Annotated in this window: 12 protein-coding genes; 5 read left to right on the top strand and 7 right to left on the bottom strand. The window is 38.9% G+C overall.

All coding sequences use genetic code 11. The features are described from left to right. Window position 1: 1 nt before the first annotated feature. Both AAEU30_RS05715 and AAEU30_RS05710 read right to left on the bottom strand, forming a co-directional pair. Complete coding sequence (locus tag AAEU30_RS05715) at window positions 2-454, bottom strand: GNAT family N-acetyltransferase (RefSeq protein WP_421959700.1); 453 nt, start codon at window positions 452-454, stop codon at window positions 2-4. A 62-nt stretch (window positions 455-516) separates the two neighbouring features. Further along, window positions 517-1,260, bottom strand: a complete 744-nt coding sequence (locus tag AAEU30_RS05710; protein ID WP_087530822.1) for a sporulation protein — start codon at window positions 1,258-1,260, stop codon at window positions 517-519. Between the two features lie 266 nt (window positions 1,261-1,526). Between AAEU30_RS05710 and AAEU30_RS05705 the strand changes: the two genes are divergently transcribed. From AAEU30_RS05705 to AAEU30_RS05695, 3 genes are all read left to right on the top strand, one after another. Then, on the top strand, window positions 1,527-3,098 hold the full coding sequence (locus tag AAEU30_RS05705; RefSeq protein WP_421959699.1) for a cation:proton antiporter domain-containing protein: 1,572 nt from the start codon (window positions 1,527-1,529) through the stop codon (window positions 3,096-3,098). 298 nt (window positions 3,099-3,396) lie between these two features. Further along, on the top strand, window positions 3,397-3,678 hold the full coding sequence (locus AAEU30_RS05700; RefSeq protein ID WP_421959698.1) for a hypothetical protein: 282 nt from the start codon (window positions 3,397-3,399) through the stop codon (window positions 3,676-3,678). 117 nt (window positions 3,679-3,795) lie between these two features. Further along, window positions 3,796-4,017 (top strand): DUF3820 family protein, encoded by a 222-nt coding sequence (locus tag AAEU30_RS05695; RefSeq protein WP_421959697.1) that lies wholly within the window; start codon window positions 3,796-3,798, stop codon window positions 4,015-4,017. 102 nt (window positions 4,018-4,119) lie between these two features. On the opposite strand, the gene AAEU30_RS05690 is transcribed toward AAEU30_RS05695, so the two are convergent. From AAEU30_RS05690 to ilvY, 5 genes are all read right to left on the bottom strand, one after another. Next, a complete protein-coding gene (locus AAEU30_RS05690; RefSeq protein ID WP_421959696.1) occupies window positions 4,120-5,355 on the bottom strand; it encodes an ATP-binding protein in 1,236 nt (411 codons plus the stop codon). 6 nt (window positions 5,356-5,361) lie between these two features. Beyond that, the gene (locus tag AAEU30_RS05685) at window positions 5,362-6,054 is read right to left on the bottom strand and encodes a response regulator (RefSeq protein ID WP_421959695.1); all 693 of its coding nucleotides are present in this window, start codon (window positions 6,052-6,054) and stop codon (window positions 5,362-5,364) included. Window positions 6,055-6,068: 14 nt separating this feature from the next. Beyond that, window positions 6,069-6,455 (bottom strand): DUF3019 domain-containing protein, encoded by a 387-nt coding sequence (locus AAEU30_RS05680; protein ID WP_087530827.1) that lies wholly within the window; start codon window positions 6,453-6,455, stop codon window positions 6,069-6,071. A 1-nt stretch (window position 6,456) separates the two neighbouring features. Continuing rightward, complete coding sequence (locus AAEU30_RS05675) at window positions 6,457-7,314, bottom strand: MipA/OmpV family protein (protein WP_421959694.1); 858 nt, start codon at window positions 7,312-7,314, stop codon at window positions 6,457-6,459. 106 nt (window positions 7,315-7,420) lie between these two features. Continuing rightward, window positions 7,421-8,344: an HTH-type transcriptional activator IlvY gene (gene ilvY / locus AAEU30_RS05670; RefSeq protein WP_421959693.1), complete on the bottom strand. Its 924-nt coding sequence runs from the start codon at window positions 8,342-8,344 to the stop codon at window positions 7,421-7,423. A 149-nt stretch (window positions 8,345-8,493) separates the two neighbouring features. Here ilvY and ilvC point away from each other — a divergent pair, with 149 nt between their 5' ends. After that, entirely contained in the window at window positions 8,494-9,966 is a 1,473-nt protein-coding gene (gene ilvC, locus AAEU30_RS05665; RefSeq protein ID WP_421959692.1) for a ketol-acid reductoisomerase, read from the top strand. Between the two features lie 219 nt (window positions 9,967-10,185). After that, window positions 10,186-12,099: a methyl-accepting chemotaxis protein gene (locus AAEU30_RS05660; protein ID WP_421959691.1), complete on the top strand. Its 1,914-nt coding sequence runs from the start codon at window positions 10,186-10,188 to the stop codon at window positions 12,097-12,099. Window positions 12,100-12,120 lie beyond the last annotated feature (21 nt).

Genomic DNA, 12,120 nt, shown 5'->3' with positions numbered 1-12,120 from the left:
GCTAAGCTGATGGATTTTTTAAAATCATATCTTGATGTTCAATACCGTCTTCTAAATAGGGTTGTGCAATGGCTGTAAATCCAAAACCACGATAGAAATCCAGTAAGTAGGTTTGCGCACCTATATACACATCCTTACTGGGCCATTGCTCAATGCAAACAGCGATAGCCTGCTTCACTAATTTATGCGCAAGTCCACTACCACGCTGTGATTCATTGATCAGTACCCGCCCAATAGCACTGTACTGTTCATTTTTAACATAGCAACGGGCATAAGCACCCAGTCGCTCTACATCAAACCAATACAGGTGTTGTGTTGCACTGTGGCAATCGACTTCATCTAGCTCTGGGTATGCACAGGCTTGCTCCACTACAAATACATCAATTCTCCCTTTAGCAATAATAAACAACTCTTTGGTTGTGAGTGCAGAAAATGGCTTAACTGTTAAATTCATAAAAAACCCTGATAAAAAAGCCCAGGCTATGCTGGGCTGTGTAAGCTATGGTTAGTAGTGGTTTAAGCAAATAAGCGCTCAAGTTGGTCGCACAATTGCGAAAGGTTAACATGGTCATGCTCTATAGTAAGATCAACATAACCATCACCACGAAACGCCCTGTCTAACTCAATTAAGACGTGAGTTTTATGCGCTTCAGGTACAAAAGATAGCTCAACTTCTTGCAGACCAAACAAGCTACGACTGTTAGGCTTATATTCTAGCTCTTGATAACAACCCGATACCGAACTAAATGTTGAAGCGCGTAAAAAGCCCTTTTCAACATCAGCTTTAACCAAACTAAAACCCAGTTTATCCATTGCTTGCATAAATGTATTAACAGCGTCATTAGGGTAAATATGCAGATGATCTTTATCACTTGGATCAAGCGCTAAATCAATATCTAACCCCGTTTCAAGCCAAACATGAGATTGATTATAGCCAGCGTTAATTTCTGTAATAGGTGTTTCTGAGTGCAAGCGTGCTTCAAACGGAATATGCTTTTCTTGACCTGGCTCTATTGTACCAATGTCTGTGATGCGCCACTTATCAATCACGTGATTAGTAAAATAGCTGCCATCCTCGCCTTCTACTTTGACACGAGTCATAAGGGCAAGATCAAGACCTGAAATCTCTTGGCTAACATCGCCTGCGGTTATGACGATCTGAGCATTAAACTTTTGTCCTGGTTGCAGGTGTTCAGTTTCTAAAATGGTATCAACTTTTGCTGCACCAATACCAACTGATGCAAGAATCTTTTTAAACATCTATTTCTCCTTAAGTACAGCTTACTCGCTACTAAAGTTGCACTTAAAATCCTTTGTTACTGCATCTTAACCACATTTAAAAGCGTATGTCAGCGAAAAAGTAGTGATTTCTTTATATTTTCAGCTAAAAAATGTGAAAGAGAGTGTTTTTCATACAAAGCAAACCTGAATTATGTTGTTTTCATAATCACATTACATACTATTTAATTTCAAAAATGCTGATCTTTCGATACACTGTTATACCAAATGAAGTCACACTAAGTATTATGGAACTATTATATTTTGCAGCAGCCTTTGTCTGCGGTTTTGTCGTTTACCAACTTAAGCTTCCACCATTAATTGGTTTTTTAGTTGCAGGTTTTGCGTTAAATTTAGCAGGATTTAAAACCACTGAGTTACTCAACTCAATTGCTAACCTAGGTGTAACTTTACTGCTTTTTAGTATTGGCTTAAAACTTCGGGTCGCAAACTTAATTAAGCCACAAGTCTGGGCTCCCGCTTCATTACATATCATTTTTAGTAGCTTACTCTTTTGTGGCTTGATGCTTTTACTTGGCTCGCTTGCACTCCCTTTATTTAAAGAGCTGAGTTGGCAAAGTGCCTTATTAGTCGGGTTTGCGTTTAGTTTCTCTAGTACCGTATTTGCAGTGAAAGTGCTTGAAGAGCGTGGTGAAATGGCCAGCCTCCACGGTAAAATTGCTATTGGTATCTTAGTTATGCAAGATATTTTTGCCGTCATCTTTTTAGCCATTAGTACAGGTAAAATACCTAACGGCTGGGCATTAGCGCTGTTTGTATTATTGCCTTTGCTTCGCCCTATCATGTTTTGGATATTGAATCGCTCTAAACATGGTGAGCTCTTACCCTTGTTTGGCTTCTTTTTTGCTTTAGTTGTTGGCTATCATGCTTTTGAGTTTGCAGGCCTGAAAGGTGACTTAGGAGCGCTCATTATCGGCATGATTTTCGCACCACACAGAAAAGCCAGTGAGCTTGCTAAATCACTCCTCAACTTAAAAGAAATTCTCTTAGTTGGATTTTTCTTAACCATTGGCTTAGGCGCTGAGCTGACAATTAACTCACTATTTATCGCTTTAGTTATCGTATGTGTATTGCCATTAAAAGTGGTAGTTTATTACATGCTAACCAATGTATTTAAATTACGTGCCCGTACATCTTTATTAAGTGCGTTTACGTTAACAAATTACAGTGAGTTTGGTTTAATTGTATGCATGGTCGCAACAACGAGTGGTATGATTACTCCAGAGTGGTTGGCGGTTGTGGCCATTGCCGTGTCGCTTACATTTGTTATTGCCTCACCACTGAATAAACGCTCCAACGAAATTTACGTTAAAATTGAAAAATGGCTGCTACGGTTTGAAAGCCCAACCCGTTTAGCAGAAGAGTTACCTGTTAACCTAAACAACACAAAAATCGTTATTTTTGGTATGGGTCGTATTGGAACCGGTGCATATGAAACAATCAATGTTACTCATCCAGGGGTTGTTGCTGGTGTTGATATTAAACCTGAAGTAGTCGATAAGCACATTAGCCGTGGACGTAAAGCCCTACTCGCTGATGCGACCGATCCTGACTTTTGGCAACGAGTTAATCACTCCCATGTCGAAATGATCATGTTGGCTATGCCAAAGCACATGCAAAATATTTTTGCTCTTGAACAACTCAAAGCTTCTGGCTATCAAGGACAGGTGACTGCTATTGCAAACTACCCCGATCAGCAAAAAGAACTAGAAGAAATGGGTGTTGATTCGACCTACAACTTCTACCTAGAAGCAGGTAGTGGCTTTGCTGAGCATGTTAAACAAAAATTATTTTCTTAATGGTAAACACTAAGAAAAAATAGTTATCAGTACCAAACAAGGAACTGATAACTATTTTTATTTAATATTCATTGAGTTATATCTAGACAGCTAAAGCGGCCTTATTTTAAGTACCCATTATAAAGTCAAGTACATTTACAAAGCTTTACATCCAAATTGGCTTTCCCCCCGTAAAACAGAGTAAACTGCGGTCATTGATAATTCGTAAGTATCTATTTTTAACACAGAAATTAATTTTTTATGTGCACATAAACATAGTCAATTATTTTTTAATTTTTGCAATGTTAAAGGTTTTTCTATGAAATATAAGTTGAGTTTACAGTTTACAGCAGTGGCTGATGATTCCAAAACCTCTAAACTAGTCGAGCTGCAAAATCGCCTAGACGAAATGCAAAATAATGGAATGACAGCGATGACTATGCGTGATGTGCTTTTCCATAAAATGCTTGATGTGTATCAGGTACCAAGTGATCACTTTTTACGGAAAAGTGAAACACCGCATCGTATTGACGATCCATCAATCATTAATCGCTTAAAGCAATTAGGCTTTGTAAAAAAACCAAGTTATCAAATTCATTAAGCAAACAGCGAGGCCTACTCCCTCGCTTAAATAGGCTGTTTCTTGCCCGTCACAGCCTATTTTCTTTTCTTATAATGTTATAAGCTAATCAGCTAACTATATTTGCCTAAGTTGAAAATGGACCCCGAACTACTTAAAAGTGCCATCAATACAAAAATGCCATTTGGTAAATACGCTGGCCGCCCTTTACTATTACTACCCGAACCCTATCTAGTATGGTTTAAACAACAAGGCTTTCCAGCAGGACAACTTGGTAGCCAATTAGCCATGATGTATGAAGTCAAACTTAATGGCTTGGAAGAAATGTTAATGCCACTTTTAAAAAATAAAAAATATTAATTTTAAAATGAACTTACTTACAAGGCTGTAGTCTATTACTTTGCTACTTGTTGATTTTGGTTTAAACCATGAAAAAGCGCCTAATTGGCGCTTTTTTTATTGCTACTTATTCAATCGAACTGTTAGTTTCGCGCCACCAAAAGAAGAGTTGCTAACTTCACAGCTTCCTTGGTGCCAAGAAACAATTTTAGCCACAATTGCTAGACCTAAACCAAAGCCGCCGGTTTTTTTATCTCGACTTTTATCCAACCGTGCGAAGGGTTTGAATACAGTTTCCCATTGTGATTGTTCTATACCTGGGCCATCATCTTCTACTATCAGCAATATACTCTGAGGCTCATCCACAAGGCTAACTTTAACTTGATGCTGTGCATACTTAAGCGCATTACCTATCAAATTTTGAATGCAACGTGCAATAAAGTGACTATCGCATACATAAACATAATGTTGTGGTAAGTTTGTCACTAATTTTACTTCGGTAGCAAAATTGAGTTTAGTGATGACACTTTGTACTAGTTGCACTAAGTCATATTGCTGCAATGTCATGTTTGGCTGTTGACTATCAAGACGAGCATAATCTAACATCTCTTTTACTAAAGACTCCAATTCGATAATATCTAGCTGCATAGTATCGATGTAATCGAACGATTTTTCATCGGTTATGCGCTCCTCAAGCATGGCCAGAGCAAACTTTAGTCGCGCTAAAGGTGTTCTAAATTCATGTGAAACTGATGACGTAAGCTCTTGATGAGCATTCAATAAGTGCTGAATACGAAGCTGCATCGCGCTTAACGTGTCTGTAATAGGCAGAAAGAACGACTTTGATGATTCACTTAATTCAAAATCTTGTGAGCCATCAACCGCTTCACAAGCTTGTCGCAATTTGGAAAAGTCCCGCCACAGTAGGAAGCTCCACAAACCAACTGGGATACCGACGACACACAACAATAATAAATATGGCCAAACAGAAGAAAACGCAGGTGCTGAGACGTCTATAGGCCCAATTTGCAATAACCGCTCACTATCGAGTGCGACATACCAAATGGCGCGCTGTTGCTGATCAAATAGATAGATATACTGCTTATTTTGTAATGTCTGTTGTTGAACTTCTGGCAGGACTAAATCTTGCTTTGGTACTATATTGCTGCCGAAATTTGCCGATATATGGGCAACACCTTGTTCTGTTTGAGCTAGTAGCCAAAGGGATTGACCAAACTCATCATCGAGAGATAATTGTTGTTGCGAGTCTTCATAGGGCCAAAGCTGTTCAATAACCCCGCTAACTAGAAACAGGGAAACTATAATATACAAATATAAACTTGCAAACAGTTTCCCCATTAAGGATTACATCCCCCACGCATCTGAGACAAATAAGTAACCCTGTCCCCAGACTGTTTTGATACGATAAGGCTTATCGCTATTATCACCTAGCTTTTTGCGAATACGAGATACTCGTACGTCTACGGTGCGGTCTAAGCCATCGTACTGGCGCCCTATCATGTGCTGATGTACATGCTCACGACTTAACACTTCACCTGCATTTGATGCTAATAACCAAAGTAACTCAAATTCATGAGAAGTCAGTGTAATTTCACTGTTTTTTAAGCGTACAATTCGGCTCGTTTTATCAATATTCAAATCACCAAATTGAAGCTCTTCAGGCACTTTAATTGTTGCTTGACCACGTCTAAGTAAAGCACTTATACGGGCTAACAAAACACGAGGCTCAACAGGCTTAATTACGTAATCATCCGCGCCTAACTCTAACCCTATTACTTGGTCAAAATCCTCACCTTTTGCAGTAAGCATTAAAATAGGCAAACTAAATTTATCTCGCACTTGGCGACACACGCTAAAGCCGTCTTTGCCCGGCAACATAACATCTAGAATCATTAAATCTATTTGGTTGTTTTCAAGGTAGTCAAATACCTCATCACCACGGTCAAGTACCGCAACTTCAAGGCCATTACTTTCTAAGTAATCTCGTGTTAATTGCTGTAATCCTAAATCATCTTCAACGAGTAAAATTTTTGCCATTTGCAGCTCCAGAATTAAAAAAAGCTCCACGGAGAACGTAACCTGCGCCGAGTAGTTTTAGCATGAGTGCTTTGTACTTCAATGCTTGCGGCCGCTATAGGTTTTTCCGTGTGAGAATTGATCAAGGAGTATATGGTTTCAACCTGAACATGCGCTTTATATTCAAAGTGAGTAAATTGCATTTTTTGCCAGCATTTTAACTGTTGCTTTTGCTGATACAAACACACGTCCATTGCCTGCGGCAATGTGATTGTAAACTTTAAATCAAGATCACAAAAATCTTGTTGTTCTGAAACCACACAGACTTTGGGTGATACGCTAAGCTTACCTTTTTTTGCAACTGCATTACTTGGCCAAAAAACCAAAAATACAGTGTACACAGCACAATGTAGATACTTCATATTAAAAAATATGATCAATTCCTATAAAAGCAGTCATTGAATACGTTTGCTCGAACAGCGGACTGTCATCTAAAGCAGAATAATCATAATATGCCAAATGAAAACGCACTGAATTGGCCTCACTTAATGGCCAGCGGGCGTCTATTTTAGCATAAGGCTGCCAGCTACTACCAACAGCAATTGCACCATATGAGCTTTCTTTTTTTGCTACCCCATAAAAATAGTCATTCAGTTTGGCTGATTTATACCAAATACCTAGACTTGGCTTTATTTGTAGTTCACCTAGTTTACGGTGCATCTGCCATTGTAAGGCTGTGCGCCAACCTTCATATACACCAGATACATCAGCTAAAGCCTGCATAGAAAACACATGTTGATGGTGAATATAATGGTAGCTTAACCCCGCATCCAATGCCCACTTTCGTTTATCTAATTCATTTATGGCTATTTTAGGCTGTTGTTCTAGTTGCTCATTCTGTACTGAACTTAATGAGTTCGATGTCGATAAAGCGAATATGTTGCTTGGGTGCCAATCAACAAAAAAGCGCGTTTCGGGATTTAATTCAGCAACGAGGTTAAATACATGGGGTGAGTCAGGTTTTAAACTGTAACCAATACGGCCGTTATCAAAAAAGAATTGTTCGGCGTAATAAGCAACTTCAGGGAGCAATACTAAAGGTAAATCATCACCACCTTGCAATGGGTTAGTCATAACACCTAGCCCAGTATTTAAACTGAGGTGCCACTGCCCTGTGGTAATATTCTGGCTAGGATCAACTTCGGATTGTTGTGCAAAAGATGCAGTCACAAGGCCAAAAGAGATACTAACTACTCCCAGAATATAAGTTATCAACTTCATTGTTTTTCTTATATAGATTAGAACTACTGATAACGCCATAATAGCAAGGTATTAATCACTTATCCCTAACTGATTACAATCATTCACACTTTTGATACATATGTACTTAAATCATATTTAGCGAAGTACTATTTATTTCCTTCAACTCTTGCGCAATATCCCACAATGCTGTTAAGGCTGGATCACTGAGCTCTTTTCTTAGTACAGCAAGTCCTATTTCAAAACCTGCTGGTGCTTCACATTGATCGTTAATTATTTGAACTTTATCTTTTAGTGGGGAATTATCTAATACGATCTTTGGCACCATGGCTATACCCAAGCCCAAGCTCACCATGGAGACCATGGCTTCATGACCAGCCACCTGAGCATAAATTTTCGCGTTAATATTGTTTTTACTCCACCAATGTTCTAATCGCTGTCGAGTAAAGCCTTGCTCAGGAACAATAAACTCTAACTGTGACCAGTTGATAGTATTGCTAAAATTGGCCAGTTTTTCAGTAATGCTACATGGGCTTCTAGGCGCTATAAAAACCAATGAAGAATAACCAATACTGGCAAAAGCGATTTGTGCAGGTAGCCTATCTGGTTTGGCAGCAATGGCCATTGCTTCGTGAGAATCTAACACACGATTAATAGCTAAAGCAGGATCACCTGTGTTGAGCTTTATTTCAATATGTTGATGCTTCAGCCGCAGCTGCTCTAATATTTGATGTAGAAAGCTATAAGAAGCCGTTACAGAGCAATAGATACTCACTTTACCATAAATTAATTGTTCAGGATCTTGCATATTGGTACGAAAACGTTGCCAATTAGCCAGTGTCGCATTGGCATAATCAATAAATGACTCCCCTTCTCGTGTTAATTTAACACTACGGTTATCTCGACTAAATAAAGCAACACCTACTTCCTCTTCAAGCTGTTTAATATTGCGACTTAATGTCGGCGCACTAATATGGCAAAGCTCACTAGCACGAGCAAAATGTAGCGTTTTAGCTAACACCAAAAAATAATCTAAACGTTTATGGTCCATTTTATAAAGCTCTATAACAACATTTCATTTTATGAAACACTTTAATGCAAATATATCATTTTACGCAAGGATGAATTTTACTTATGGTAGCTACAAGCAAGACCAAATGAGCTTGCATCTAACAAATATGAATATATAGGATACTAACAATGGCGAATTATTTTAATACTCTACCTTTACGCGAGCAATTAGCTCAATTAGCACAGTGTGAATTTATGGACCCTGCTGAGTTTGCTGATGGTGTACAAGCACTAAAAGGTAAAAAGCTGGTTATTGTTGGTTGTGGTGCACAAGGTTTAAATCAAGGCCTTAACTTACGTGACTCAGGCCTTGATGTTTCTTATACATTACGTGATTCAGCAATCAGTGAGCGCCGCCAATCATTTTTAAATGCTTCTGAAAATGGCTTTACAGTAGGAACTTATGAGGAATTAATTCCTACTGCTGATGTAGTACTTAATTTAACACCAGATAAGCAGCACACAGCAGTTGTCAGTGCAATTATGCCAATGATGAAACAAGGCTCTACACTTGCTTATTCACATGGTTTCAACATTGTTGAAGAAGGCATGCAAGTCCGTGACGATATTACCGTTATCATGGTTGCCCCGAAATGCCCAGGCTCTGAAGTACGTGAAGAATATAAACGTGGTTTTGGTGTTCCAACACTTATTGCCGTACACCCAGAAAACGATCCTCAAGGCCATGGTTTAGCGCAAGCAAAAGCCTATGCGGCAGGCACTGGTGGTCACAGAGCTGGTGTACTAAAGTCATCATTCATTGCTGAAGTAAAGTCTGACTTAATGGGCGAGCAAACTATCCTTTGCGGTATGTTACAAACTGGCTCGATCTTATGCTTCGATAAAATGATCGAAAACGATATTGAGCCAGGCTATGCATCTAAGTTAATTCAATACGGTTGGGAAGTGATCACTGAAGCACTTAAGTATGGTGGCGTAACAAATATGCTTGACCGCTTATCAAACCCAGCAAAAGTAAAAGCGTTTGAATTAAGTGAGCAGCTCAAAGAGATCATGCGCCCACTTTATAATAAACATCAAGATGACATCATCGACGGAACTTTCTCTCGCGTTATGATGGAAGATTGGGAAAATGATGATGCAAACCTATTAAAATGGCGCGCAGAAACAGCTGAAACTAACTTTGAAAAAACCCCAGCTGGTGATGTGGAGATTACTGAGCAAGAGTTTTTTGATCACGGTATCTTAATGGTTGCTATGGTTAAAGCCGGCGTTGAACTTGCTTTTGAAACCATGACTGCAGCGGGCATTATTGAAGAGTCAGCGTATTATGAGTCTCTGCATGAAACGCCATTGATTGCAAATACCATTGCGCGTAAAAAACTATTTGAAATGAACCGTACTATTTCTGATACAGCAGAATACGGTTGTTACTTATATAACCATGCCTGTTTACCATTATTAGCTGATTTTATGAAAGGAATCTCTACAGATGTAATAGGTAAAGGCCTTGGTGAGCAAAGCAACCACGTGGATAACCAAACATTAATCGAGATAAATAAAGTATTACGTGAGCATCCAGTAGAAATCGTAGGTGCAAAACTACGCGGCTATATGTCTGCGATGAAAAAGATTGTTTAATTAACCCTGGACAATAAAAGTTTCGCTTGTTAGAAACCAAGCCCACACGCTTATGCTGTGGGCTTTTTCGTTATCTTTCATACTTTTTACATTTAGCTTTAACTGATTAACCTAATATAAGTTAAAATCATCATTTTCCTCTTTCAAAAACTATCAACATCGTGCTGTTATAATAGTGTGCTAAAATAACTATCCAAAGTAGTAAATAAACACAAAATTATGTTCTTACAACGCACCCCTATTCCGCAAAAGATTACACTTTTAGGTATCTGCATTGCCCTGCTAGTGGCAGCTTTAATTGGACTTACATCCATTTATAGTGCCAAAAAAATCATTGAACAACGTATGATTGGCTCAGAGCTGCCCAGCAAAGTACAGGCTATTAACAACTATATCAGTATTGAAATAAATCAATTAAAAAGTGCTGCTCAGCAAATTTCTAGCAATCGATTCATTCTCAATTGGGCGGCTAGCAATGACACTAATGATGAAGTTTTAATCGAAGAATTAAAACGCGTCCAACGTCAATACAACTTAGCCACAGCATCTTGGGCAAACCGTGAAAGTGCACAATATTGGAATCAAGATGGCTTTTTACGAATACTAAATAATCAACAAGATGCATGGTTTTATAACTTTAAGCAGAGTAAACAAGCATTTTCTATCAGCATTTTTCAAGAAAGCGAAAATGACGTAAAAATGTTTATTAACCACCAACAACCTAACGGTATCGGCTTAGCAGGACTTGCAAAAAGTATTTCAGCCATGCAGGCACTACTTAATCAGTTCAAAATAGAACAAACTGGGTTTGTATTTATTGCCGATAATGAAGGATTAGTAAAACTGCATGCTGATGCAGATAAGGTAGCTAAAGCCCGTTTAGATAACCTATACGGACAAGGTGTATCAAGCAAGCTGTTACAAAGCGCTGAATTTAACTTATTAGAAGTAACCTTAAACGATGAAGCTTATTTTCTTGCAGCTAGCCCCATCAAAGGAACCCAATTATTTGTGGTGGCCCAAGTACCTAAAGATGAAGTATTTTCTGGGATCAGTGACTTGCAATGGCAAATTATCAGCTTCGCTATTTTAATTGCATTTATCGCCTCGGTAGTTAGCTTGTTACTTGCACGTTCACTGTCGTCCCCTCTTTTAAACATGGCTGAACTCTTTACTCGCTTAGGCTCAGGCGATGCTAACTTAGGCTACCGCTTACCTGAATCAACACAGCCTGAATTAGCAAAGCTAAGTGATGGTTTTAATTTATTTATTACTAAAATTGAAACAGCCATAGCAAAAGTTGCCAGTGAAAGTCATGAAATACGCCAAAGTTCACAACATGTGTTTGATCAAACACAGCGTAATTCACAAGCGATGGATACGCAAAAAGCTCAAACGATATCAGTAGCCGCTGCGATAAATGAAATGGGTGCAACAGTACAAGAAATAGCAAGCAGTGCAGCAACAGCTGCAAAGTTAACCGAAGATAGCAAAGCGAGCACAGAGCAAAGTCATCATCAAGTTACCCAAAGCCAAATAACCATTTCTGCGTTAGCTGATGATATTGATGTGATCACGCAGCAGGTTGAGCAACTGGCACAAAAAACCATCGCGATTGCTACCATAGTCGATTCTATACGTGGGATTTCAGAGCAAACAAATTTATTGGCCTTGAATGCGGCTATTGAATCGGCTCGCGCGGGTGAACACGGTAGAGGTTTTGCAGTGGTCGCTGACGAAGTGCGTGCGCTTGCGAGTAGAACATCACAATCAACCACCGAAATACAAACGATGATAGAGGAGTTAACAACAACCTCAAGCCAAGTTGTTAATAACATTAGTCTATCGAAAAACAAAGCACAAGATAGTGTATCTGCGATGCAAAATTCAGTGCAATTACTAACAACAATCACCAATACCGCTAATGAAATTAACGATATGGCGACTTTAATTGCTACCGCAACTGAAGAGCAAAGCAGCGTGGTCGCTGATGTAGGGCGAACCATAGAACAAATAAGTGAAATTAGTGATAAAGCAATGCAAGAACAAATCAGTACAGAGCAAGCAATTAGTGATTTAGCTAATAGCGCTCAAACACTTGATAAACTGGTCGCAACCTTTGACAAGCGCTAAGTAAACACGCTTTGTAACAAT

Source organism: Pseudoalteromonas mucoides (assembly GCF_049257175.1).
Lineage (GTDB): Bacteria > Pseudomonadota > Gammaproteobacteria > Enterobacterales > Alteromonadaceae > Pseudoalteromonas.
Note: the sequence above shows the minus strand (reverse complement) of the source record. Positions and strands in the feature narration are given on the sequence as shown.

Bases quoted from the DNA above. Each gene is read 5' to 3' on its own strand.
- AAEU30_RS05715 (WP_421959700.1), bottom strand. From the start codon at position 454: ATGAATTTAACAGTTAAGCCATTTTCTGCACTCACAACCAAAGAGTTG.
- AAEU30_RS05710 (WP_087530822.1), bottom strand. From the start codon at position 1,260: ATGTTTAAAAAGATTCTTGCATCAGTTGGTATTGGTGCAGCAAAAGTT.
- AAEU30_RS05705 (WP_421959699.1), top strand. From the start codon at position 1,527: ATGGAACTATTATATTTTGCAGCAGCCTTTGTCTGCGGTTTTGTCGTT.
- AAEU30_RS05700 (WP_421959698.1), top strand. From the start codon at position 3,397: ATGAAATATAAGTTGAGTTTACAGTTTACAGCAGTGGCTGATGATTCC.
- AAEU30_RS05695 (WP_421959697.1), top strand. From the start codon at position 3,796: ATGGACCCCGAACTACTTAAAAGTGCCATCAATACAAAAATGCCATTT.
- AAEU30_RS05690 (WP_421959696.1), bottom strand. From the start codon at position 5,355: ATGGGGAAACTGTTTGCAAGTTTATATTTGTATATTATAGTTTCCCTG.
- AAEU30_RS05685 (WP_421959695.1), bottom strand. From the start codon at position 6,054: ATGGCAAAAATTTTACTCGTTGAAGATGATTTAGGATTACAGCAATTA.
- AAEU30_RS05680 (WP_087530827.1), bottom strand. From the start codon at position 6,455: ATGAAGTATCTACATTGTGCTGTGTACACTGTATTTTTGGTTTTTTGG.
- AAEU30_RS05675 (WP_421959694.1), bottom strand. From the start codon at position 7,314: ATGAAGTTGATAACTTATATTCTGGGAGTAGTTAGTATCTCTTTTGGC.
- ilvY (WP_421959693.1), bottom strand. From the start codon at position 8,344: ATGGACCATAAACGTTTAGATTATTTTTTGGTGTTAGCTAAAACGCTA.
- ilvC (WP_421959692.1), top strand. From the start codon at position 8,494: ATGGCGAATTATTTTAATACTCTACCTTTACGCGAGCAATTAGCTCAA.
- AAEU30_RS05660 (WP_421959691.1), top strand. From the start codon at position 10,186: ATGTTCTTACAACGCACCCCTATTCCGCAAAAGATTACACTTTTAGGT.